General features: G+C 43.8%; 23 protein-coding genes. 5 read left to right on the top strand and 18 right to left on the bottom strand.

Translation table 11 applies throughout. The annotated features are described in order from the left end of the window. Positions 1-99 precede the first annotated feature (99 nt). The 6 genes from ASV53_RS04165 to ASV53_RS04140 are packed head-to-tail and all read right to left on the bottom strand — an operon-like array spanning position 100 to position 5,394. Complete coding sequence (locus ASV53_RS04165) at positions 100-759, bottom strand: HAD family hydrolase (RefSeq protein WP_094956212.1); 660 nt, start codon at positions 757-759, stop codon at positions 100-102. A 1-nt stretch (position 760) separates the two neighbouring features. Next, a complete protein-coding gene (locus ASV53_RS04160) occupies positions 761-1,780 on the bottom strand; it encodes an ABC transporter ATP-binding protein (protein WP_094956211.1) in 1,020 nt (339 codons plus the stop codon). Then, on the bottom strand, positions 1,777-2,565 hold the full coding sequence (locus ASV53_RS04155) for an ABC transporter permease (protein WP_094956210.1): 789 nt from the start codon (positions 2,563-2,565) through the stop codon (positions 1,777-1,779). Before ASV53_RS04155 ends, ASV53_RS04160 begins: the two co-directional genes overlap by 4 nt. After that, positions 2,565-3,455: an ABC transporter permease gene (locus ASV53_RS04150; protein ID WP_094956209.1), complete on the bottom strand. Its 891-nt coding sequence runs from the start codon at positions 3,453-3,455 to the stop codon at positions 2,565-2,567. Before ASV53_RS04150 ends, ASV53_RS04155 begins: the two co-directional genes overlap by 1 nt. Next, entirely contained in the window at positions 3,452-4,267 is an 816-nt protein-coding gene (locus tag ASV53_RS04145) for an alkaline phosphatase family protein (RefSeq protein ID WP_094956208.1), read from the bottom strand. The genes ASV53_RS04150 and ASV53_RS04145 overlap by 4 nt, the downstream gene beginning before the upstream one ends. A gap of 59 nt (positions 4,268-4,326) precedes the next feature. Next, complete coding sequence (locus ASV53_RS04140) at positions 4,327-5,394, bottom strand: ABC transporter substrate-binding protein (protein WP_094956207.1); 1,068 nt, start codon at positions 5,392-5,394, stop codon at positions 4,327-4,329. Positions 5,395-5,608: 214 nt separating this feature from the next. Here ASV53_RS04140 and ASV53_RS04135 point away from each other — a divergent pair, with 214 nt between their 5' ends. Continuing rightward, complete coding sequence (locus tag ASV53_RS04135; RefSeq protein WP_094956223.1) at positions 5,609-6,325, top strand: UTRA domain-containing protein; 717 nt, start codon at positions 5,609-5,611, stop codon at positions 6,323-6,325. Positions 6,326-6,340: 15 nt separating this feature from the next. On the opposite strand, the gene ASV53_RS04130 is transcribed toward ASV53_RS04135, so the two are convergent. The 9 genes from ASV53_RS04130 to bioA form a co-directional block, all read right to left on the bottom strand. Beyond that, positions 6,341-7,246 carry a LysR family transcriptional regulator gene (locus ASV53_RS04130; protein ID WP_094956222.1) on the bottom strand — a complete coding sequence of 302 codons (906 nt, stop codon included), beginning with the start codon at positions 7,244-7,246 and terminating at the stop codon, positions 6,341-6,343. 116 nt (positions 7,247-7,362) lie between these two features. Further along, the gene (locus ASV53_RS04125) at positions 7,363-8,109 is read right to left on the bottom strand and encodes a LutC/YkgG family protein (RefSeq protein WP_094956206.1); all 747 of its coding nucleotides are present in this window, start codon (positions 8,107-8,109) and stop codon (positions 7,363-7,365) included. A gap of 15 nt (positions 8,110-8,124) precedes the next feature. Further along, entirely contained in the window at positions 8,125-9,534 is a 1,410-nt protein-coding gene (locus ASV53_RS04120) for a LutB/LldF family L-lactate oxidation iron-sulfur protein (RefSeq protein ID WP_094956205.1), read from the bottom strand. 11 nt (positions 9,535-9,545) lie between these two features. After that, positions 9,546-10,265, bottom strand: a complete 720-nt coding sequence (locus ASV53_RS04115) for a (Fe-S)-binding protein (protein ID WP_062688807.1) — start codon at positions 10,263-10,265, stop codon at positions 9,546-9,548. Positions 10,266-10,517: 252 nt separating this feature from the next. Beyond that, on the bottom strand, positions 10,518-12,101 hold the full coding sequence (locus ASV53_RS04110) for an L-lactate permease (protein ID WP_094956204.1): 1,584 nt from the start codon (positions 12,099-12,101) through the stop codon (positions 10,518-10,520). A 607-nt stretch (positions 12,102-12,708) separates the two neighbouring features. Continuing rightward, complete coding sequence (locus ASV53_RS04105; RefSeq protein WP_094956203.1) at positions 12,709-13,407, bottom strand: ChrR family anti-sigma-E factor; 699 nt, start codon at positions 13,405-13,407, stop codon at positions 12,709-12,711. Continuing rightward, positions 13,400-13,969 carry a sigma-70 family RNA polymerase sigma factor gene (locus ASV53_RS04100; protein WP_083540834.1) on the bottom strand — a complete coding sequence of 190 codons (570 nt, stop codon included), beginning with the start codon at positions 13,967-13,969 and terminating at the stop codon, positions 13,400-13,402. Before ASV53_RS04100 ends, ASV53_RS04105 begins: the two co-directional genes overlap by 8 nt. Positions 13,970-14,112: 143 nt before the next feature. Beyond that, entirely contained in the window at positions 14,113-14,676 is a 564-nt protein-coding gene (locus tag ASV53_RS04095) for an LON peptidase substrate-binding domain-containing protein (RefSeq protein WP_315972481.1), read from the bottom strand. Positions 14,677-14,923: 247 nt separating this feature from the next. Next, the gene (bioA, locus tag ASV53_RS04090) at positions 14,924-16,213 is read right to left on the bottom strand and encodes an adenosylmethionine--8-amino-7-oxononanoate transaminase (RefSeq protein WP_094956202.1); all 1,290 of its coding nucleotides are present in this window, start codon (positions 16,211-16,213) and stop codon (positions 14,924-14,926) included. A gap of 227 nt (positions 16,214-16,440) precedes the next feature. Here bioA and bioB point away from each other — a divergent pair, with 227 nt between their 5' ends. From bioB to bioD, 4 genes are read left to right on the top strand one after another with little or no spacing between them, the layout of a single operon-like run. Beyond that, positions 16,441-17,493, top strand: coding sequence for a biotin synthase BioB (bioB, locus tag ASV53_RS04085; RefSeq protein WP_062688818.1), 1,053 nt, complete (start codon positions 16,441-16,443; stop codon positions 17,491-17,493). Beyond that, positions 17,480-18,631, top strand: a complete 1,152-nt coding sequence (gene bioF / locus ASV53_RS04080) for an 8-amino-7-oxononanoate synthase (RefSeq protein ID WP_094956201.1) — start codon at positions 17,480-17,482, stop codon at positions 18,629-18,631. Before bioB ends, bioF begins: the two co-directional genes overlap by 14 nt. Then, on the top strand, positions 18,624-19,472 hold the full coding sequence (gene bioC, locus ASV53_RS04075; protein ID WP_094956200.1) for a malonyl-ACP O-methyltransferase BioC: 849 nt from the start codon (positions 18,624-18,626) through the stop codon (positions 19,470-19,472). Before bioF ends, bioC begins: the two co-directional genes overlap by 8 nt. Beyond that, a complete protein-coding gene (gene bioD, locus ASV53_RS04070) occupies positions 19,465-20,145 on the top strand; it encodes a dethiobiotin synthase (protein WP_094956199.1) in 681 nt (226 codons plus the stop codon). The genes bioC and bioD overlap by 8 nt, the downstream gene beginning before the upstream one ends. Positions 20,146-20,277: 132 nt before the next feature. On the opposite strand, the gene ASV53_RS04065 is transcribed toward bioD, so the two are convergent. The 3 genes from ASV53_RS04065 to ASV53_RS04055 all read right to left on the bottom strand — a co-directional run bounded on the left by ASV53_RS04065 (position 20,278) and on the right by ASV53_RS04055 (position 22,696). Continuing rightward, positions 20,278-20,823 (bottom strand): hypothetical protein, encoded by a 546-nt coding sequence (locus ASV53_RS04065; RefSeq protein ID WP_094956198.1) that lies wholly within the window; start codon positions 20,821-20,823, stop codon positions 20,278-20,280. Next, positions 20,823-21,671, bottom strand: coding sequence for a hypothetical protein (locus ASV53_RS04060; protein ID WP_094956197.1), 849 nt, complete (start codon positions 21,669-21,671; stop codon positions 20,823-20,825). The genes ASV53_RS04065 and ASV53_RS04060 overlap by 1 nt, the downstream gene beginning before the upstream one ends. A gap of 125 nt (positions 21,672-21,796) precedes the next feature. Next, positions 21,797-22,696: a DUF723 domain-containing protein gene (locus ASV53_RS04055; protein WP_189337819.1), complete on the bottom strand. Its 900-nt coding sequence runs from the start codon at positions 22,694-22,696 to the stop codon at positions 21,797-21,799. Positions 22,697-22,802: the final 106 nt, after the last annotated feature.

The raw sequence follows: 22,802 nt of genomic DNA, 5'->3' as shown, positions 1-22,802 counted from the left end.
AGTTGAACCCGCGCTATAAACTAACTTGAAATAAAAAAGCAGCCGAGTGGCTGCTTTTTTAATGTCTCTAGTTGACGGCTTTTAGTTAAGCAGTTGCAATCAATCCCAGCTTAATATTGTCCAGTTTGGTTGATTGGCATGCGCTCGAAGGCGAGGGCAAGGGTTAACCAAATAAGCAAAGTCAGCGTGTTCACACAAAGCCAGATCGTTGATTGAATCAGTAAAAAAATGCACTTCGCTGTAGTCTTTTTCTTGCGCGGTAAGCCATTGATTAAGGCGCGTTACCTTGCCTTCACGATAACTTGGCACGCCTGAAATTTGGCTGGTATAGCAATTATTCGATTCGACTAAATCAATCCCTAACGCAACGGGTATTCCCAAGCGGCGGCCGACGGCTTGCACTAAGAAGGTGACCGATGCAGAGATGATCACCATATCGATATTGTCACGCTGCAATTGTGCTATCAGTGTTTTAGACTGATTAAACTGCTGGGCTAAAATATGTGACTCCACACACTCTGCTACTAGCGCATCAACGTCTGCTTTAGGCATGTCGGCAAGGGGAGCCATCGAGAAGTTGAGGTAATCCTCCATATCTAACTTCCCGTTAGCGTATAAGCCCATTAATCGCTGATCTTCTGCGATAAAGCCTGCATCAGCCGCAATACCTTTCTCAACTAAAAATTCATTCCAGATCATCGCGCAATCAGCGTTGATCAGGGTTTCATCCATATCAAAAACATACAAAGGGGTCGACATGCTACGCGCTCACAGGTTGAATTTCGTTAAGGTTAAACAATAGCTCTAATTGACTGCCAGCTGCGAGCAATCTTTCTGATGAACGGTTAAGTAAATCAACGGTGAGTTCACAATCATCGACATCAACTTGGTATCGAATGACGTTACCCAGTAGTTGGTGGTTTTTAATGGTGCCTGTTTGTGGTGCAGATATATGATCACCGTATTGGCGGCCAGCCTCTTTTACGTAGATAGATTCCGGTCGGATAGCCACTTTCCAGCTCGTCTCGATATCAAAGAGTTGTTTGGCTTTGTCGGCATTAACCAAGTTGTAGTGACCCATGAATCCAGCTACAAACTCGTTGGCAGGTTGGGTGTAGATCTCTTCTGGCGATCCTGCTTGAACGATTTTCCCTTTGTCCATTAAGAAGATCCGATCCGACATGATCATGGCTTCTTCTTGATCGTGGGTTACAAAGATAGTCGTAAGATCCATCTCTTTTTGAATGTCACGGATCTGTTGGCGCAAATGCTTGCGGATCTTAGCATCCAGCGCTGAAAGCGGCTCATCTAATAATAGAATTCGAGGCTTAACAACCAAGGCTCGTGCTAATGCCACCCGCTGGCGCTGACCGCCTGAAAGCTGGTGTGGATAGCGCTTTTCACGGCCACCAAGCTCAACCAAACCAATAACTTTAGCGACTTCACGTTGGATATCGCTACTCGCCATCTTTTTCATTTTAAGGCCAAACGCGATGTTTTCTTCGACCGTCATATTGGGAAAAAGCGCGTACGATTGAAATACCATGCCAATGCCGCGTTGCTGTGGGGTTTGTTGAGTGATGTTTTCACCGTTAACCCATATTGCACCACCATTGAGTGGGTCTAACCCTGTCAGGCTACGTAAAAGTGTCGATTTACCACAACCACTCGGGCCAAGTAAGGTGATGAATTCCCCTTTTTCTATGGTGAAATCGACATTTTCAAAGACAGTGTTATCACCAAAACGTTTGGTTAGGTTTTTCGCAGTTACATAACTCATGAGTTTGCTCCTCGGCTGAAACGACTTGCCAGCCAAGTCAGTACAAAAATAAATAGGAAGTAGGTCATCACCAGTGCAGATGTAAAGTGGCCACTGGTGTTACGCATGTTGTATAAATACATTTGCAGGGTTTCGTAGCGGGTGCCGACCAAAATATTGGCGAAAACAAACTCACCCAGTAAGAAAGAGAAAGACAAGAACAGCGATGCCATTAAGCCTTTTTTTAAGTTAGGTAAAATAATCAGTAAGAAGGCTTTCGATGTGCTTGCTCCCAGCAGGTGTGCGGCATCCATCAAATCTTGCAGATTGATAGCATCAAAACTATTGGCAATGGCGCGGTACATAAAAGGCAACGCAATGGTGAAATAGGTGCCAATCAAAATCCAAGGCGTGCCGATGAGTGCAATTTCACTGTCGGCGTATAGCTGAAGCAAACCAACAGACGACACCACAGGCGGTACTGCGAAAGGTAACAAAATCAGCATATTCATGACTTTGTGAAGCTTAGGAAAGTAATAGAACACCACAAAAATCGTGGGAAGAATCAAGATTACGCTTAGCGTTAGTGCTGCAATACAGATAAACAGCGAGCGGCCAAAGGCATCAAGAAAACGGCTATCAGTCAGTAAGTTAATATACCAATCAAAGGTAAAACCATCGGGTAATACCGTTGCTCCCCAGCGCGAAGAGATTGAATAGACAAACGTCGCTAATATGGGAATGAGCATGATGCTGACAATCGAGTACACCACGGTTTTGTGGAAAGCTGTATTCAGGTTTTGCATTAGTTTTTCTTCCCTGCGTAGCTTTTGGCGATAAGCCACTGGTTAACAACGGTGATGAAAGCCAGCATTGCCATAAGGATGACTGAGATAGCGGCAGCGAGGTTAGGCTCAAGGAATAAATCCCCTGATACCAAGCTCGCAATACGAACGGTAATGATGTTGTAGTTGCCTGATGTCAGAGCGAACACACTGGCATACGCGCCAATGGCGTTGGCAATCAAAATAATTAAGGTGCCAAACAGGGCTGGTGACAGAACAGGTAAGGCAATCTTTAGCCAGTAATGCCAGGTTTTTGCACCTAACAGTGCAGCTGCCGCTTGCCAATCATCGTTTAGGGCATCAAAAGCTGGGTAGAGCAGTAACACTGCCAATGGAATCTGAAAGTAGATATACAGAATCAATAAGCCCCATTTGCCATATAAATCAAAATCGCCTAATAAGCCGTACTGTCTTAGCAGCAGAGTGATAGCGCCATTGGTTCCTAAAATAATGATGAAGGCGAAGGCGAGAGGTACGCCAGAAAAGTTACTGCTCATGTTAGTGAAAGCAACCACACCATCGCGGATTTTAGAATCTACTCGGCGCAGCGATGAAACCAGCAGCGTTGCGATCGCGAGGCCAATAATGCTCGACCATATGGATAACCATAAACTGTTGCTGAATGCTTGCATCATGAAAGCAGAATCAAATATCTCGCTATAGTTATCAAGTGCAAATTCATCGTCGTAAATAAAGCTGTTTACTAGCACCCAGATCATTGGGGCGAGCTGAAAAAGGTAGAAGAACACCGCAAAAGGCGCCAGCCAAAGCGCGGGCTTTAATTTGCTCAATCGACTTTTAATGCGTGAAGAAGACGCAGGGGATGCCTGCGTCAGAGTCGAGCTACTCATAGGGCTAACAATTCCTGAGTATAAGGTTTGTTGTGGTCAAGGTTCATCAGTTGGCAAACCAAGCCGCAGATCTCTGTTTGTTTTACGGTTTTAGTGATGTCTTGTTGGTGGGTGAACTTGTCACCAATCACAAAGAAGGGCACTTCACGCTCTTCTGGCAAAATACCACCGTGTGATAAATCGTTGTTCATGCCGTGATCACTGGTGACGATCACTTGATAACCATCCGCTAGCCACTGCTCGATATAGTTAGATAAGTAAATGTCTGCACCACGCGCACTGTTGCGATACTGTCGTGAATCTAAACCAAACTTATGGCCGATATCGTCAATGTTCATCGGGTGGATCAACAAAAAATCTGGGTTATATGTACGGCGTAAATACTCGGCATCTAAAAACAACGCCTCATCTGGGTAGTGATCCCAGTGATAGAAACAGCCATGTTGAATATTCATGGTTTCGTCATGGGTAACGCGATCACGCACGGCATTGTAAGGCGCACGGTTATACAGCTCACTGACCCAATGGTATGCCGCTGCCGCCGTGACTTTGCCCTGAGATTTCGCCAAACTGAAAATGGAATCGTTATGCGATAAACGTGCAATGTCGTTGTTCACTATGCCGCTTTCGACAGGACGAATACCCGTTAAAATACATTCGTACAGTGGGCGAGACATCGACGGTAGCTCGCATTGTATTGGGTATAAGGTTGCTCGTTGCTGCTCAATCAGACCATTTAAGTAGCCCATACAATCACGGGCTACTTGGTAATTGAGGCCATCAAGCACAACTAAAATGACCTTGTTTTTCATCGTAATAATCTCTGTATCAGTCTTTGGATCGCGTCGTTATTTCAAGTGAGTCTTAACGATTACTGCTGGTGAATAAGAACACTTTCTTGCCATTGACGTGGCAGCTTACGTGCTGATTTTTCCCATGCTTTAAAGTCAGTGACTGGCTGTACATTGGTGTAAAGGTCGTTTGATAACAGCTTATCTTGGACTGATTTAGGCAGGGTGACATTGCTACGAATAGGGCGAGCATAACCTTCAGCAAGGTTAATTTGGCCCTGATCGCTAAAGATATATTCACGCGCTAGTTTTGCGGCGTTAGGGTTTTGAGCGTACTTGTTGATGATGGTGGTGTAGCCTGAAATGACCGAACCATCTTGAGGAATAGTGACAGTGAAGCGGTCACGATCGATTTTGTCGCGGTAATTTAGGGCGTTAAAGTCCCACATTACAGCTACTTCAACTTCGCCTTTTTCAAGGTTCGCCATATTAGGATCAGTGAAAGATAAACGGCCTTGCTTTGCTAGCTTAGAGAAGAATTTAAGCGCAGGTTTAAGGTTCGATTCGTCACCACCTTTGGCAAACGCGGCGGCTAAAATGGCATTGTTTGCTTGGGCTGCAACACCGACATTGCCAACAGTGACCTTGTAATCACCATCTAGTAAATCATCCCAGCTTTTCGGTGCATTCTTTACTTGGTTGTTGTTGGTAATAAAAGAAATCGTGCCTGTGTAAGCCAGCGCCCAATGACCGTCTTCGTCTTTGGCCCAATCAGGAATGCTATCCCATGTGGTTGGCTTGTATGCTTGTGTCACGCCTTTTTTAACTGCTACACGAGCGAAGGCAAAACCGATATCACCGATATCTGCAGTTGCACTTTTTTTCTCAGCTTCAAATTTTGCAATTTCTTGCGCCGAACTCATATCGGTATCTTGGTGTTTCAAACCGTAGTTAGCTTGGAGATCAGCCCAAGTTCCTTTCCAGTTAGCCCAACTGTCTGGCATCCCTACACTGTACACAGCGCCTTCTTTTTGGGCTGCTTGAATAAGTGTGTCTAGGCTTGCGTCTTTCGCTGCTACCGATGCGGAAAAACTGGTTGCAATTAGAGTTGCAGAAAATGCGGTTGAACGGCTAAGCAAAGTATTCATTGTCTCCATCCTTCTGGACTAGGTCAGTAAGTTCGACTTGTATGGTAGGGAAGGAATATGACGCTTTTAATGGAGTTTTTTTACAGTTTTAATGCGGTTATATGTCGTGAATATTTCAATAATCCAATAGGGAGCAGTGAAAGATATTGTCATTAAATTGTTATTTAGCTGTCTTATCTTGTTCATCAATTATGGTTGTTGGACTAGATCAGAGATGGGCACACACGCAAATACACAGCTAGGAAAAATAAAAACGATTCTTCGCCAGCAAATGCAGTCACGTTTGATCAGCCAAAGACAGAAACTACCTTCTGAAAGAGAGCTAAGTGAACTGTTTGCAACAACACGTATCACCATTAAAGATGTATTAGTGTCGTTAGAAACCGAAGGGCTTATTTATCGCGAGGAGCGGCGTGGCTGGTATGTATCGCCCGATCGAATCTGCTATAACCCGCTGTCACGAAGTCACTTTCATCACATGATTAGTGAACAGCATAGGAGTGCTGAAACCCGCTTGCTGAATATTCGCACCGAAGTGGCGGTAGGTGACTATGCTAAAGCACTCGATCTTCAGGAAATGGTGCAAATCCATGTTATTGAACGCTTGAGGTATATTGATGGGAGAGCTGTATTATTTGTTGAAAATTGCTTAAAAGCCGCATTGTTTCCCCATATATTGGCAGAGGATCTGACACTGTCATTGACGCGACTTTATCGAGAAAAATACGGTTATGAAACACAACGTTCACGCTTTGACGTGATTCCAACCGCAGCACCTGCTCATGTCGCCAAAGCACTGAACTTAGCCGAAGGCCAGCCTGTAATGAAAATATGCCGGGTAAACTACAAGCAAGACGGCGAGCTTATTGATTGCGAGTTTGAGTACTGGCGACCTGATGCAGTCATGATTCAGATCGACAGTGGAGGTTAGCTCGTAATCATGGCATTAAAAGCGCTCTTTAATCCCCATGTAGCGTTCACGAATATGCTCAATTAAGGCCTGAATTCGTTTAGATGGTTTTTTGGTATAAGGATAAACTGCGTAAATACCAACTACTTTTCCCGAGTGTTTTGGCAGGACTTCAATCAGCTCACCGCGTTGTAATTCATCATAAATTAAACAGGTGGGTAGGTAGGCAATCCCGTTACCCTTGAGTGCCGCCTTTTTCAATGCTGCTGCATTATCTGAGGCAAAATTACCTGCAACTTTTAAAGTGTAATTTTCGTTATTGTTACGGATGAATAACCAATCAAAGGGCCCGGTACTTTGCTGGGTATAACCCAAGCAATTGTGGTGTAGCAAACCTTTGGGGGTTTCAGGTAAGCCAAATTGCGCAATATAATTTGGCGAGGCACAAATCATCCAACGAGAGTTGAAGATATGGCGAGCAATGAGGCTGGAATCTTCTAAGTAGCCAGTACGAATAACAAGGTCAAAGTTGTCTGATACTAAGTCAACGAAGTGATTATCCATCGACATTTCGACAGTTAAGCCTGGGTGACTTTGGCAAAAATCGGACAAGGCTTCAGCCAGTAGAAGTTCGCCTGAAATGGTGGGAACAGAAACTCGAATATTACCTGATAGTGCTTCGCTATAGCCAGTGACAGCATCAAAGGCGGATTGTGCCACTTGATTGATTTCTTTGGCACGATGGAACAGCACAGAACCGGGTTCTGTCAGCGTCAACTTTCGTGTTGTGCGGTAAATCAGTTGTACACCAAGCTCATTTTCTAACTTACTGATGCGCTTACTGACGACCGATTTAGTTATTTTGTTTATTTCCGCGACCTTGCTAAAAGAGCCATGCTCGATCACTTGGGTAAATAACACTAAATCGTCGATTTGAGGCATAAAAGAACTCGTTAATGGTGATAGTGATAAATCAGGTATATAGGAAAGTAGTATAAAGCTAAAAAGGCCATGCTCCAATTGAAGCATAGCCTTGACTCTTTAACTATTGATTTGACTTATAGGTCGTCGATAATCACGTAAGTCGCATAAATAGGGCCGTGAACACCAACCACTTTGATTAACTCGATATCGGCTGTTGAACTAGGACCAGAGATGAAGTTAACGCAGGATGGCATACGTTCACCTTTTTGCGCTTTCTCGTGTAGTTTGGCGGTTGCTTGGGTTAAGCGCGCCACCAAAGTACTTTTAGGTACAACAAACACGGATGCTTCAGGTAGTAGGCTGATTGCACGGCCTTGTGCTGGGTTGCTGTAAAGCACCATAGTGCCAGACTCAGCTAAGGCTTGTTCGGCAAATACCACGCCTACCTTTGCGCGTTCAGCCACTTCAATGTTAGGTGCGTAACCGAGTTCTGGGTTCCAGACGTGGACATGGTGAGTGTCAGTCTTTAGCTGCTCTACATCGATTAAGTTTAATAAACGCGGGTCGGCTGAAATTACCGTTTCTTCCACTTTAGCCGGAGCGTCTGCATCTTGTGTTTCATCTTCACAGTATTTTTCACATACCGCCGCCAATGTCTGGGTAAGATCAGCTTGTGTTGTTTCAACAGCATGCGCACCTAATGCGGTGTGCGTGTAATCAACTAGTGCCGCTTTTAGTTCATCTAGGCTGTAATCTGCCATCACTTCTTGGTGGCAGGTGTATTTCAGTGCTGGTCGCTCAACCGCTTCGATTTGGCGAGGGCGGCCTAGTTTTTCTGCAATGTTATCTAAGAAACTGTCGCGATTATGAATTTGACTCATGATTGCCACTCCTCGTTAATTACGGTTTTTGAACCAGCTACGGAAAGATTGACCGTCTGGTGTAGGTAAATCGCGCGCTTCAGTCCACTCACTAATCGCACCCATATTTACGGGTAACTTACCATTTCGAATTAGGCCGCTGGCCATTGTGGCACCCACGCGTACGGTGGTATCCCATAGAATTGGTCGAGCATTAATGAAATTGAATACACCAACAGATGCACGTTCGCCCAATGGTGTGACTTTCTGTTCACCCATTTTCTGGCGGTGTTTCAGTAGCAGGTCTGAAAGTGGAATTTTTACTGGGCATACATCATGGCAGGCCTTACACAAACTACAGGCATAAGGCAGATCTTTGAAATCATCGTAGCCACCCAGTAGCGGTGACAAAACAGCACCAATTGGGCCAGAATAGATAGAGCCGTAAGATTGACCACCAATATGGCGGTAAGCAGGGCAAGTGTTAACACAAGCCGCGCAACGCACACAGCGTAGAATGTCGCGAAATTCTGATCCTAATATATCTGAGCGACCGTTATCGACGATCACTAAATGGAACTCTTCAGGGCCGTCAGTTTGATCATCTTCGCGCGGACCTGTTAGTGCGGTGACATAGCCAGTTAGCGGCAAGCCAACAGCACTGCGGCACAAGAGGCTGATAACAATATCCAGCTCTTCAAAGGTAGGAACAATACGCTCCATCCCCATTACCGCGATATGTGTTTTGGGTAAGCTAGTCGCAAGACGAGCATTACCTTCATTAGTGACGAGTGTAACTGTGCCGGAATCTGCCACGGCGAAGTTACAGCCAGTAATACCAATGTCTGCTTCAAGAAAATCGTGGCGAATGTAATCACGCACGTAGCGGGTTAATTCTTCAGGGTCTTCACTGCCTTGATAACCAATTTTATCTTGGAAAATATCACGGATCTGGTAGCGGTTTTTGTGCAGGGCTGGCACAACGATGTGCGATGGGGGATCGCAGTCATCGACTTGAAGAATATATTCGCCTAAATCGGTTTCTACTACTTCACAGCCGTTACGTTCAATTACATGGTTGAGGTTAATTTCTTCCGTTACCATGGATTTAGACTTAACGACTTTTTTGGCATTTTTTGCCTGAATAATGCTTTCTACATAGCTAGTGGCTTCTTCTGCGGTGTGGGCAAAGAAGACCTGACCGCCATTTTTTTCGACACTTTCGCTCAGTTGATGCAGGTAGTAATCCAAGTTCTCTAGAACATGGTTACGAATATCCATCCCCATTTCGCGCCATTCTTCCCAGTTGCCAAGTTTGTCTGCCGCTTTTTGGCGGTTGGCGTACATACGGGTTTGGGCATTGGCGACAGATTTACGCATAAAGTCATCTTTCATTTGGACTTTAATACGATCTTTAAATTTTACATTGCTGGTTTTCATCGACATGTGTGATCTCCTTAGCGGCTCATCAGCACATCAACAATGTGCATTACTTTAACGGGTTTACCTTCACGGTTAAGACGGCCACCAATGTTGATTAGGCAGCTAACATCTGCGCCGATAAGAAAATCAGGTTCTACCGCTGAGATGTGATGGACCTTTTCTTTGACCATCTCACCAGAAATTTCGGCCATTTTCACAGAGAAGGTTCCGCCAAACCCACAACAGGTTTCTTGGTTCTCAATCGGTAGCAACTCTAAACCCTCGACATTCGCGAGCAGCTTGAGTGGTTCTTCACGAACGTTCAATTTACGGATTAAGCTACACGACGGGTGATATACACCACGTCCTTCAAGACGGGCGCCAACGTTCTCAACACCTAAGGTATTTACGACAAATTGGGTTAATTCAAACAGACGATCCGCAACTTTCTGCGCACGCTCCGCCCATTCTGGTTCATCAGCCAGATATTCTGGGTAACGTTTTACCGATGCTGCGCATGAGCCTGCAGGGGTCACAATCGGTAGATCATTACACTCAAATGCGCGAATAAGGTTTTTCATTGCAGGTTTACTGCTGTCGATATAGCCACTATTGAGAGAAGGTTGACCACAGCAACCTTGTTGCTCAGGGAAAATAACATCGCAGCCAAGTTGTTCGAGTAACAGGACTGTTTTTTTAGCTACTTCAGCTTTTACCGTGTCGCATAGACAGGTGACAAAGAAGTTAACCTTCATACATTGCTCCAGTTGGCAGCATTGCTACCGTATAGTGATTCTGGCAACGCTTAGCGTTGTCTGTTTATACCCATCTCGATACTGACCTATCTATACAAGTATAAGAACGTATCGAGATGGACTAAAAGTCGGCCCCTGATGCGAGGCCGTTTATTGTGTGTCTCTAATTGTGTTACTGATGTTTCTTCTTATTATTATGGGTACGGATTGGTTCCTAATCGCTCCGAATGCTGCGCTTGTAGCGAGTCTTTATTAAATAAACACACTCACTACCGCAACAATTGCACCATAAAGCACCATAGGTATAACGGTACGCTTAATGATGTAACCTTCTTTATTCGCTATCCCTAAGATTGTAGATACCGCAATAATATTGTTAATGCACACCATGTTACCCATAGAGCCACCAACAGACTGTAGGGCTAAAATAGTCGTGTCGGGTAAGCCAACGGTGTGGGCGATGGTTTGTTGGATACCACCGAAAGTCAGGTTCGATACCGTGGCAGAGCCAGAGAAAAATGCCCCTAGTGCACCAAGGTAAGAAGCAAAGAACTGCCAGTTTGTACCTGTTAAATCAGAGAACGCGCGTCCTGTTGTCATGATTGGCGAATTATCGCCACCCATCATCATGAACTTCACCATAATCAATGCGCCCACTAATGCGATAAACGGCATCTTGATACGGCTAGCTGTTTCGCTAAATACTTGCTTAACCACAGCCTTTGGTAGCTTGAACACTGGGATTGAAATCAGCACAACTAAGAAGAAAGGGATTAATGCAGGCACGTACAATGTTTTGTAAGCCCATGCGGTTTCAGTACCTAGAATATTACTCAGTTTGATGATTAGCGCTTGGCTAATAGACAAATCACCCAAGAAACCTAAGTTCAAGTTAAGCATTGGCGTTGCATCGGTTAGCATGCCTTTAATGCCTAATTGCTGAATACGGGTAACAATTAAGATGACGATTAACATCAAAGTTGGGCTCATTGCTTTTACAATCTGACCAAACGGAATGTGTGTTGTCTTATGTTGTGTATCGGCTTCAGGTTCTTCTAACCCCACCTTGTAACGGGCAAGAACAATTGATACCGCTAAACCAATAGCACCACCAATCAGGGATGGGAACTCGTAGTTCCATTGTGCAAATAGGATATAAGGCACAGTACAAGCAAGAATGCTCAATTGGATAAACAGCATATTGCGACGAATTTGCTGCCAGCTAACCACAAAGCGCAATGCCAATACAGGAATGACAAAGGCAGCAATAGCATGCATTAGTGCTGAATTACGACCGACTTCAAGTAGCTCACTGTCGCTTAGCCCTAAATTGCCGAAGCCAAACCATGTTGGCGTCCCAACGGCACCGAAAGAAACGGGAACAGAGTTCATCACCAGCGCTAACATTGCGACTTTAAGTGGATTAAAGCCTAAACCAACTAGGATAGGTGCAGCGATGGCCGCGGGTGTACCAAAACCTGATGCACCTTCAATCATAAAAGCAAATGCCCAACCAATAATCATTAGCTGTGCAACTTGGTTGCGGCTGATGGTTTCTAGCCATTGGCGAATAACATCTTCAGCGCCTGAAAGGGCGATTGTTCGGTTTAATAAAATGGCGCCCGCAATAATAGAAATTGGGGTAATGGCAGATAACATCCCTGCGACAATATTGGCGCTAAGTAAGGTGACATCTGAACCAAAGTAAAAAAGTTGTAGGGCACCAATTAATAATGCCGTCACCGGTAACGCGATGTGCGATGGCAATGCATTCTTTTTGGTCATCATCCATATCAGTAGCAAGATAGGGACTACCGAAATAACAAGGTTTAACATGCTGTATTCCACTCTATCGTGACTATCCATGCCGAGTGTTGTGTGCACTAAAGCGGTAGTCGATTTTGTAATTATTAATGTTGTAACTTTCGTGAATTTTTCTTGGTGTTTCGATTTCTACGACGTCGTGGGAAGAATATTGTAAGTATGAAAATACAGTTCGCTATGCTTTTTATTTGGTGATTTCATCAGACAAATCACCAATGTGTGATTGGTAATGAAATGTTAAATTCCAATATTCACTTTGCTTTGTTTTAAATCAATGGCTTATGTTTGCTGGGGTAAATCTAATAAAAGTCAATTGGAGCACTATTGGAAACAATGATTTTGTATGAATGACCTAATGAAATAGCGGCATTAAGAGTGTGGATTTAGCGAAATCGTGCTTTTCTGCGTGAAGTTCAATTTTAGCTGAAAATAAGTGGTGTAATAAAACTACATTTAGGGCGTTTTTATGTGGTTTTGAACTTTTATTACAAGGTGAAAATGCGTAGGGGGGATGGTAAGAACAGGGAGCACAAGCAGAGGGAGCCGACAATGCAAAAAACACCGAGTAGTGATCACTCGGTGTTTTTGGGCAAGCCTAATTAGGTTGAATCGATTTAGCTTAGTAAATGACTTTACCTATCCCATTTAGCAGTTGGCTAACACCTTGAGTAAAGTGCAGCGGGGCATTTGCCACTGTATAGCACAGACACCCTTCTTTGGTTTCAGGGGTGTGATGGTTAGAGGCATCTAGCCAAATAAAATCGCCAGCGTGATATACACCATTCTCATCACTGAATTCGCCTGCCAATAGTAATGTTAATTCGTAGCCTTTGTGCGTATGTGCTGGAATTGTGCCTTCTTTATCAATATGAAGCAGGCTTGCGCGTACTTCTTGTTCTTCAAGTGGTAAACGGGCACGAGTAATTTTACCTAATCCATGCCAATTTAAACCATCGAAACTACGAAGCGCACGTGGTAGTGGGTAGCGCGAGCCTTTACATTCCACGGTCGTAACTTCAACCGGTGTATGCACTATTGGCTCTGCTGTTTCATTTTCTACAATGTCAGAAAACATCGCATCAAAGTTGGCTTGCAGATCAAATTCAGCTTCGGCAGATGCTACAGCACTTTTCGGCTCCGTCGGTGTTTCGGCGTCACGCCAAGAGCGCATGGCTGTTTGCGTGGTAAGTTTATCGGCTTGCTGTTGGCAGCATGGGCATAGCTCAATATGAGCAGAGACCGCAATTGAAAGTGATAGCGGTAGCTTACCTTCCACGTAGTCTTGCATTAACGCTGCATGCGGGTGATGTTTAATCATCGCTATTCTCCAATTGCCCTCGTAACTTTTGTAACCCAAGACGCAATCGTGACTTAATTGTTCCCACAGGAACGCCTAACTGGTCGGCGACATCTTGATGAGATCGTTGGTTTAAATAAATCTCCTTCACCACTACTTGCTGTGCTTCGGGCAAGGTCTCTATGTAAACCAGCAACTCGTCACTCAAGGTTGCATTGGCTTGTTCATCTGTGTGGCTTGCGAGCCGCTCTTCAAAAATAGGCCATAAATCGTCACTATAATTATCTTCTCTGCTTGATTGCTGTTTACGGAGCATGTCAAAACAAAGATTACGCATGATGGTGTAAATCCATGTTGATGCGGCTCCTTTCGAGCCATCAAAAAGATGGGCTTTGCGCCACACTTTCATCATTGTTTCTTGGACAAGCTCCATTGCAACCGCTTCTTGCTTTAAGTACTTCAATCCGTAGATACGAACTTTTGGGCTGAAATGTGAAAAAATAACAGCGAACGAAGACTTATCACGGTGCAATGCGATATTGGCAAGCAGTTCTTTTTGTTTCTCAATACTCAATTCATCCATTGAAACTCTAGCCCGAGGTTGAGGTCGATTAGATTGAGTATGATAGTAATTTGTTAATGACATAATCTCAATAATGCCTCTGTTAAGAAACACTTCCACGAACATGTATTGAGATTTACGTAGCGGAATTAGGAATGGATCACTTATCTTTTTAATTCTTCGTCTATAACTGAGTGTAGAAAGGACAATGCAGCCTTGTGATCGCTGCGACTCATAAACCATTGCTTTTGCTCTGTACCTATAGGCAAAATCTCGAGCCAACGCTGACATACCCATGCCATATCTTCAAAATCTGGGTGAGGATAATGCGCTGCATGTTCAGGGTATTCTTCAAATAGCATTTGAAGCCCACTAGATAAATCACGGTCGATATATTTTATTTCGGTGGGAGTCCAATTGGGGATAATTGACGTCGTTGCCATGATCAAACCATCATCTTCTGTCCAATGCTGATTGATCACAAATTTATCGATAGCACGTACAGTGATACCCAAGAAGCCATCGGGCATTTGATCAAAATCGGTAATAACAACGCGTGAACCAAAGTGACAAAGGTTGTCATCGGTTTGCATGCAAAGGCCAAAACCTTCATTAGATGCCATCGCCATTTTGACTAATCGGACATACCTAGGTTCAAATATTCGAAGCGTGCTTATCCCACCAGGTAGTAGGTATAGCTTAAGGGGGAATAGGGGTAACTGCATCATATAACCCTTACTGACGTTAATAATGCCTGCCAATAGGTAGCGGCATATATCGCGAGAACAGTCATTTACCTAGCAAGTTATTATTGACCTATCCGTGTGCTTTATAGGGCTAGATTGAATCACTGGTACTCAAAGAGAACGCATATACGTTCTAGTACGAATTATTATTATTTAACGATCATTGTGTAGCTTTGGGTTTAGTATAAGCAGACAAATGTAGGAATTTGTCTGCTTTTCGATAATGGCGTTATTCTGATGCAGAAAGCACAGTAAAAATAGCAGAAGTGAGTTTACTAAGTTGCTCTGGCGTAATAATAAAAGGTGGCATGATGTACACAAGTTTCCCGAATGGGCGAATCCAGACACCAGCATCTACAAATGCTTGCTGAATACTGGCCATATCGACAGCTTGATGCAATTCAACCACACCAATTGCGCCAAGCCAGCGTACAGCTTTCACGGCACTTAGGTGGCTAATTTCTGTTAATTCAACCGCAAGTTGTTTTTCTATTGCCAATACCTGTTGTTGCCATTTGCCTTCTTGCAGTATTGATAAACTGGCGTTGGCAACTGCACAGGCTAATGGGTTACCCATAAAAGTGGGCCCATGCATGAAACAGCCCGCATCCCCGCCACATACAGTATCAGCAACATGCTTAGTTGCCAAAGTAGCCGATAGCGTCATGTATCCACCTGTCAACGCTTTGCCCACACACATAATATCTGGGCTGATGTTTGCATGTTCACAAGCGAATAATTTCCCTGTACGTCCAAACCCTGTTGCGATTTCATCAGCGATTAAGAGTATGCCAAACTTATCACACAGTTCGCGGACACGTTTGAGGAACGTTGGGTGGTAAAGGCGCATACCGCCAGCACCTTGCACGATAGGTTCAAGGATCACTGCAGCTAGTTCAGTCTGATGTGCGGTAATTTGATCACGAAAATCAGAAATATCATATTCGCACCATTCATCGAAGAAACCACATTCTGGAGAGTCGGCAAAAATGTGCTCAGGCAAGAAACCTTTATACAAACTGTGCATCGAGTTATCAGGATCTGTTACTGACATTGCAGCAAAAGTATCCCCATGGTAGCCATGACGTACCGTCAGAAATTTAGGGCGACGTTCTTGTTTAGTGTGCCAATATTGCAGTGCCATTTTTAGGGCGACTTCAACGGCAACAGACCCTGAATCCGCAAGAAAAACATGTTGAAGTGGCGCTGGTGTCATCGCAACTAACTTTTGGCACAGATCTACTGCTGGCTGGTGGGTGATCCCGCCAAACATCACATGCGACATTTTATCAATTTGTGCTTTTGCAGCGCCATTCAGAACCGAATGGTTATAGCCATGTATGGTTGACCACCACGAAGACATCCCATCAATAATCTGCCTACCATCCTCTAATTCCAGATAAACACCATTTGCACCTGTGACAGGGTAACAAGGAAGAGGGTTTAGCGTGGAGGTGTAGGGGTGCCAGATGTGCTGTTGATCAAATTCTAAATCTATTTTATTGGTTAATTCTTGCACAGATGTAAACCTTGGTGTTTGTTGTTAGTTGACAGTCTACTAAGTCTACGTAGACTAGCCAAGCATTACAGTAAGTAAAATTATTCATAGAAATAGATTTACTGGCGCGTTTGTTATGTCAGTCACTAGAGCTGGTATCAGAATAATAACAAGCAGTTAAGCATGTCGATTGTGCAAAATGGTACGTAAAAAATCGTACCCAATTGCTAAAGAAAGAGGTTATACACGTGGAAGTAAGACACGACTGGACCGTCGCGGAAGTTCAAGCTTTATTTGATAAGCCATTTATGGATCTAGTGTTTGAAGCGCAGCAGATACACCGCCAATATCACGAACCAAATAAAGTTCAGGTTAGTACCTTGCTGTCGATCAAAACAGGTGCTTGCCCTGAAGACTGTAAATACTGCCCGCAGAGTGCACACTACCGCACTGATGTAGAGCGTGAACGCTTGCTGGAAGTAGAACAAGTACTTGAGGCTGCAAATAAAGCAAAAGTGTCTGGTGCTACTCGCTTCTGTATGGGGGCTGCGTGGAAAAACCCGAAAGAACGCGATATGCCTTACCTCTTGGATATGATCCGTGGGGTAAAGGATATGGGGTTAGAAACCTGTATGACGCTGGGCATGATCACGGGCGATCAAGCCAATGTGTTGGCTGATGCGGGTTTGGATTACTACAACCATAACCTAGATACATCACCTGAATATTACGGCAGCATTATTACGACCCGTACTTACCAAGATCGTTTAGATACACTTGGTCATGTGCGTGATTCAGGTATGAAAATTTGTTCGGGCGGCATTATTGGCATGGGTGAAAGCTCACGTGACCGTGCTGCACTGCTAGTTGAACTGGCGAACTTACCGACTCACCCTGAAAGTGTTCCAATCAACATGTTGGTGAAAGTGAAGGGGACACCGCTTGAAAACGTGGATGACGTAGACCCATTCGACTTTGTTCGTATTGTCGCGGTTGCACGTATCATTATGCCTGAATCTGCAGTTCGCCTTTCAGCTGGACGTGAAGACATGAATGAGCAAATGCAAACGCTGTGCTTTATGGCGGGTGCTAATTCGGTTTTTTATGGTTGTAAACTGCTTACTACGCCGAACCCAGGTGAAGACAAAGACATGCAGTTGTTTGCTAAATTAGGTATTAACAGCCAAGAGCAAGCAGCAAAACCGGATCAAATCCAAGAGCATGAATTGCTTGATCGTGTGGCAGAGCGTGTGGCTTCGCGTCCAAGTAAAGATGATTTGTTTTACGATGCAACAGTTTAACGAACACATCACACAAGCGCTGGCAGACCGCCAACAACAGGGTTTATATCGCCAGCGTGAGTGCCTTGAACGTATAGCGCAACAGGTGAATTACCAAGGAAAAATGTTACTGAACTTTTCATCAAACGATTACCTTGGTTTAGCGCAAGAGCCGCGTTTATTGCAAGCGTGGCAACAAGGGTTGCAACGTTATGGTGCGGGTAGTGGGGCATCGCCACTTGTCACTGGCTTTAATAAACCCCATCAACAATTAGAACAACAGCTCGCACAATGGTTAGGTTATGACAGAGCGTTACTGTTTAACAGTGGCTTTAGTGCTAATCAAGCTGTGCTGTTTACCTTGCTAAATAAAACCCATAGCTTGCTGCAAGATAAACTTAACCATGCATCACTAATAGAAGCGGGCATGTTATCGCCTGCCAATATGAAGCGTTTTAAGCACAATAACGTCGCGCATTTACGTCAGTTACTCACTCAACAAGTAGATCAAGCATCTTTGGTGGTAACGGAAGGTGTATTCAGTATGGATGGTGATTTGGCTCCTTTGGCTGATATATCAAAAGCAACGCAGTCATCTTCTTCCTGGCTAATGGTGGATGATGCGCACGGTTGTGGTGTATTGGGAGAAAAAGGCCGCGGAAGCTGCGATTTTGCCAATATTAAAGCCGATATTCTTATTGTCACTTTCGGTAAAGCCTTTGGTTTACAAGGTGCTGCCGTATTATGCAATGAACAAACGGCTGAGTACTTTGTACAGTTTGCGCGTCATTTTATCTATTCAACCGCCATGCCTCCCGCGCAAGCTTATGCACTTTCAACCGCATGTGAACTCATTCAACAAGATGAATGGCGACGCGAAAAACTGGCGCACTTAAGCGCAGAATTTGAACATGTGCTTGATGATGCTATTGCCTTTAACAATACCCAGTCGCCAATTAAACCTTTGCTTGTCGGTAGCAGTGAAAAAGCAATGCAGCTTTCGCAAATGTTGAATCAAAGAGGGTGTTGGGTAAGTGCAATTCGCCCACCAACAGTGCCGGTGAACAGCGCGAGATTACGTATTACATTAACAGCTAGCCATAACATCGAAGATGTTAAATACCTAGCAACAACAATCAATGAGGTGATGTATGACTGATGTTGCAAAAGCGGTGTTAGCTATTAATTCCCCAGAGTCAGCCAGCCAGTTAGAACACAATCAGTATGCTGATAAAGAGGCTATCGCGGCGGCCTTTGGTAAAGCGGCTGCGAATTATGATAAATCCGCCGCTTTTCAGCGACTTGTTGGCTACCAACTCTTGGAAAAACTCCCTACATTGATGCCTGTGGGGAGTAAATTGATCGATGTTGGGTGTGGCACTGGGTATTTTTCAGAGCAACTCGCCAATCGTGGCTTTGATGTTTGTGCGATAGATTTATCGTCACAGATGCTTGAACAGGCGAAACAGCGCTGTGGTAACCAAATCACTTATCAACAGGGGGACGCAGAAAAGCTCCCTTTTTCTGATAGTAGCTTTGATGTTGCATATACCTCTTTGGCGTTACAGTGGTGTACTGATTTATCAATACCTTTAAAAGAGCTACGACGTGTGGTCAAACCAGGTGGGTGTATTTTATTCACCACATTGGCAGAAAATTCATTGTGTGAGCTTCGTTATGCGTGGCAGCAGGTTGATCAATATCAACATGTGAACCACTTTCTTTCGCAAAAGGCGGTAAAACTTGCGCTGGCGCAAGCGGGGGGCGAAATCGATACCCTAGAATTCCTTCCGATTACAGTGAAATATAATACGGCAGTTGAACTCATGAAAGACCTGAAAGGGATAGGGGCGACGCATCTGCAGCGAGAACGCAAAGCAGGCTTAGCTAGTCGCAAGACAATTCAGGCTTTAGAACGCGCTTACGATGAGTTTAGAGATGAGAAAGGCCAACTGCCAGCAACCTATCAAGTCTGTTTTGGAGTAATAATTAATGACTAACGCTTTCTTTGTGACAGGAACCGATACCGAAGTCGGTAAAACGGTTGCCACACGCGCAATTCTACAAGCTGCGGCTAGCGCGAATATCAAGATGGCAGGTTATAAGCCAGTAGCGTCAGACAGTGTAAAAACAGATGAAGGCATGCGTAATTCTGATGCGTTGTACATTCAAGAAGCCTCTGTTGTTGAACTAGAGTACGACGAAGTTAACCCTTATGCTTTTGAAGCGGCGGTGTCACCACACTTAGCTGCAGAGCAAGAAAACCGTGTGATTGAATTCCCAGTGATTTCTGCGGGCCTCGAAGCCCTAAAAGCGAAGTCTGAAGCGGTATTAGTTGAAGGTGCGGGTGGCTGGCGTGTCCCTGTTTCACGTACCGATTATCTTTCTAGCTGGGTAAAACAAGAGAAGTTACCTGTTATTTTGGTTATTGGCGTGAAGCTTGGTTGTATGAGCCATGCGATTCTAACGGCAGAAGCAATCCGTAACGACGGCTTAGAGCTTGTGGGTTGGGTCGCGAACCGAATTAATCCGGGTACAGAGAATTACGCGGAAATCATTCGTATGATGGAAGATAATCTAGGTGCACCTAAACTAGGCGAAATCCCATACATGCCGAGTATTAAAAAGCGCGATTTGTCTAAGTACATCAACTTAGCACCGCTTGGATTATAATTGACCAAGCACATGCTGCATGAAGTGTAGAATGCTACTTGCAGTAAGTAGATAGATATAAATTAAGCCGACGAGAGTCGGCTTTTTTATGCGTGTTTTAAATCAATCACACTGAATGTGTTACTGCGCTAATTAGATATCGGTAGCGGGTTGGGGAGACTCAATATTATACACCTTATCTACATACGCATTTACTTCAGACAGTTCACGAAAGTAGCCATACTTAGCTATGTTAGTGATCTCGTCATCTGTACAGTATTGAGGATCTTTGACCATAGCTTCAACGATATGAGTGCTTGAAAGCAACGTAAATGAAGGGCAATCAACGAAACCATGTTCACGAGCGATACTCTTTTGTCTTTGATGTTCGATAATTTGACCTGGAATAGCGAAAAGCAAACCAATACCAAACAGTACGCATAATGCCTTACCCATACGGCCAGAACCATCTTTACCCAATATATGAGTCCAAATAATATATGTAAGTAGGAATGGCATCGTAATTAAGCCACAAATACCTAACATATAGGTTGGGTCTATAAAAATGATTTCATAACCGAGATCTAATTGAATTTCAATGGTCTCTAATGATAGATATTCGTAAAGCCGAAAAGCTGAAAAAAAACTCAAGATAGCACATAAGGCTATGACAAATAGGGTATGCATTACTTTTTGCATTAGAACATTAGTCCATGAGTATTGATGTGTAAACTTTGCGTAGCTTTGTTAGTTAACCCTCTGTGTATTGCGTTATCGACTCTAAGTTTTGCTTGTTGGTCGAGGTAGTTATTAAGTGCGTTAACTATTTTATTCTTGATGAGGTATCGTCCGTTCAAGTAATCTAGTAACCACCCAGAAATAAATGTAACTACTCCAAGAGTAAAGATAGGGGCAACAACAATACCTGAAGCTATCACTGATGTTCCTACAATTAATCCAATAACAGTGGCAATTGCGGCCATTGTTAAATCAGAACTCACATTTGATACCCAATTGGCGACTGAATAGTTCTTTGTTAAAGCAAGTTCAAGAGTCCGAAATGCCACAGAATAGATAACAGTTACTATAACTCCTGCTTTTGCAGATGCTCGCATACCTGCTTTACCAATGCCTAAGGTAATGACTTTGGCATTACTTGACAGGTAACGTGTACCTTTTATTATATTTCTTAGTTTATGATTACCTTTGAACTTGATGTAGCTCTTACTGCCATTTTTCGTGACTTCGTACTTGCTTAATATTGAGCCACCTTTTTTTAAATCATTTGCTAGCAGATAGAAGTTTTTTATGTCGTGCATTGCACTGCCGTTAGACGCGATAAAACCAGCAACTCCCAAAGCTGTTGCCTTAGCTTCAATCTGAACATCACTTAAGCCTTGCATTTTCATTGACGAAATCCAAAGAGCAATGAAACCTTTCTCATCAAGTACATACATGTCAACTTCATTGACATCCACGCGCTTTAAGCAATTATCTCGCTTAGCTTTATTTCGCTTGCTTAAACATTGAAACTTTGAATTTTGCATTGGCTGGCAGTTCCCTAAAATAATTAGCACCGCATTCTAAAGAACAACTGGGGTTAGTGCTTTTTCAATTCAGAGAACTGCGAATGACATCTCAGTGCAGTGAAACTGGTAGTTTGATGTGTTACTTAAATCAATCGAGTCACTGCATGATGAAATACAGGGTGATGCAAGAATAAAGTGTGAAAGTGGGGCGTGTGGGTCAATAAAGGTTTTAGCAACCACAAGAAGAATGGCTGTAACCGACTACCAGTGAAGCTAGGACGACTTTGCGCAGCACATTGGGGGCAACCGTTACCTGCTAAGTGATTAAAGGGAAGCTGTTCGAATGTGCCGTGTAGCGCACAGGTCACTTTCCCCTTTGTTCTCGCGTTTACATACACGAAATTCTCGTAGCTATAACGTTTATTATGTAATCGTAGTGCTTGGCTAATGAAATCTGACGTGGTTTTTGTACGATTGTTTTTTGCACAGGCAGGACAGCCAGCACCACGTAAGTGTGTATCGGGCCGCTGTTCAAAAGGGCCGTGTAATGGGCAAGTAATGGTCGCTTTTGTTAATGCTCCGGCATAGACGAAGCGATCATAATAATATTTGCCATGATGAATAGCGTAAGCACGCTCAATGAACTGCGCTTGCGTTAAAGGCGTAGAACGAGAGCAACTTGGACAGCCTTTGCCCGCTAAATGCGAATTAGGGCGCTGTTCAAATTCACCATGGTGTGGACAAATAATGGTACTTTTCTCAAGTGAACCACGATAGACAAACTTACTGTAATCGTATTTGTCTTTATGTACTGTCTTGGCTTTTATCACAAACTCTTTGATTGTTTGTTTTTCTTTACCTGCACATTTAGGGCAACCTCTACCCGCTAGGTGAGCATCTGCTCGCTGTTCAAAGTCGCCATGTATTGGGCATGTTATCAGGCTTTTGGCTTTGGCGTTGGTATACACGAAATTTTCATAACCGTATTTTCCGTTATGAAAAGCCCGTGCTTGTTCAACGAACATTGCTGTGGTCTTTTTCATTTCTGTATCTTCGTCTTTGTCTATTCGGCCTACCAGTCAACTACTTCTAATTAGGTAGGCAAAGCTACGTTCCTAAAGGAAGGTATTGATTATTAAAGGTTATTAT

This window comes from Photobacterium sanguinicancri, from assembly GCF_002265265.1.
GTDB classification, from domain to species: Bacteria; Pseudomonadota; Gammaproteobacteria; order Enterobacterales; family Vibrionaceae; genus Photobacterium; species Photobacterium sanguinicancri.
This window is presented reverse-complemented; position numbering and strand designations above follow the sequence as displayed.

What these genes read in the sequence shown, in the direction of transcription:
- ASV53_RS04060 (WP_094956197.1), bottom strand. Translation starts at nt 21,671, where the DNA reads ATGCAAAATTCAAAGTTTCAATGTTTAAGCAAGCGAAATAAAGCTAAG.
- ASV53_RS04150 (WP_094956209.1), bottom strand. Translation starts at nt 3,455, where the DNA reads ATGAGTAGCTCGACTCTGACGCAGGCATCCCCTGCGTCTTCTTCACGC.
- ASV53_RS04120 (WP_094956205.1), bottom strand. Translation starts at nt 9,534, where the DNA reads ATGTCGATGAAAACCAGCAATGTAAAATTTAAAGATCGTATTAAAGTC.
- bioF (WP_094956201.1), top strand. Translation starts at nt 17,480, where the DNA reads ATGCAACAGTTTAACGAACACATCACACAAGCGCTGGCAGACCGCCAA.
- ASV53_RS04140 (WP_094956207.1), bottom strand. Translation starts at nt 5,394, where the DNA reads ATGAATACTTTGCTTAGCCGTTCAACCGCATTTTCTGCAACTCTAATT.
- ASV53_RS04160 (WP_094956211.1), bottom strand. Translation starts at nt 1,780, where the DNA reads ATGAGTTATGTAACTGCGAAAAACCTAACCAAACGTTTTGGTGATAAC.
- ASV53_RS04125 (WP_094956206.1), bottom strand. Translation starts at nt 8,109, where the DNA reads ATGAGTCAAATTCATAATCGCGACAGTTTCTTAGATAACATTGCAGAA.
- bioD (WP_094956199.1), top strand. Translation starts at nt 19,465, where the DNA reads ATGACTAACGCTTTCTTTGTGACAGGAACCGATACCGAAGTCGGTAAA.
- ASV53_RS04135 (WP_094956223.1), top strand. Translation starts at nt 5,609, where the DNA reads ATGGGCACACACGCAAATACACAGCTAGGAAAAATAAAAACGATTCTT.
- ASV53_RS04100 (WP_083540834.1), bottom strand. Translation starts at nt 13,969, where the DNA reads ATGGATGAATTGAGTATTGAGAAACAAAAAGAACTGCTTGCCAATATC.
- bioC (WP_094956200.1), top strand. Translation starts at nt 18,624, where the DNA reads ATGACTGATGTTGCAAAAGCGGTGTTAGCTATTAATTCCCCAGAGTCA.
- ASV53_RS04065 (WP_094956198.1), bottom strand. Translation starts at nt 20,823, where the DNA reads ATGCAAAAAGTAATGCATACCCTATTTGTCATAGCCTTATGTGCTATC.
- ASV53_RS04115 (WP_062688807.1), bottom strand. Translation starts at nt 10,265, where the DNA reads ATGAAGGTTAACTTCTTTGTCACCTGTCTATGCGACACGGTAAAAGCT.
- ASV53_RS04130 (WP_094956222.1), bottom strand. Translation starts at nt 7,246, where the DNA reads ATGCCTCAAATCGACGATTTAGTGTTATTTACCCAAGTGATCGAGCAT.
- ASV53_RS04110 (WP_094956204.1), bottom strand. Translation starts at nt 12,101, where the DNA reads ATGTTAAACCTTGTTATTTCGGTAGTCCCTATCTTGCTACTGATATGG.
- ASV53_RS04105 (WP_094956203.1), bottom strand. Translation starts at nt 13,407, where the DNA reads ATGATTAAACATCACCCGCATGCAGCGTTAATGCAAGACTACGTGGAA.
- ASV53_RS04155 (WP_094956210.1), bottom strand. Translation starts at nt 2,565, where the DNA reads ATGCAAAACCTGAATACAGCTTTCCACAAAACCGTGGTGTACTCGATT.
- ASV53_RS04095 (WP_315972481.1), bottom strand. Translation starts at nt 14,676, where the DNA reads ATGATGCAGTTACCCCTATTCCCCCTTAAGCTATACCTACTACCTGGT.
- ASV53_RS04165 (WP_094956212.1), bottom strand. Translation starts at nt 759, where the DNA reads ATGTCGACCCCTTTGTATGTTTTTGATATGGATGAAACCCTGATCAAC.
- ASV53_RS04055 (WP_189337819.1), bottom strand. Translation starts at nt 22,696, where the DNA reads ATGAAAAAGACCACAGCAATGTTCGTTGAACAAGCACGGGCTTTTCAT.
- ASV53_RS04145 (WP_094956208.1), bottom strand. Translation starts at nt 4,267, where the DNA reads ATGAAAAACAAGGTCATTTTAGTTGTGCTTGATGGCCTCAATTACCAA.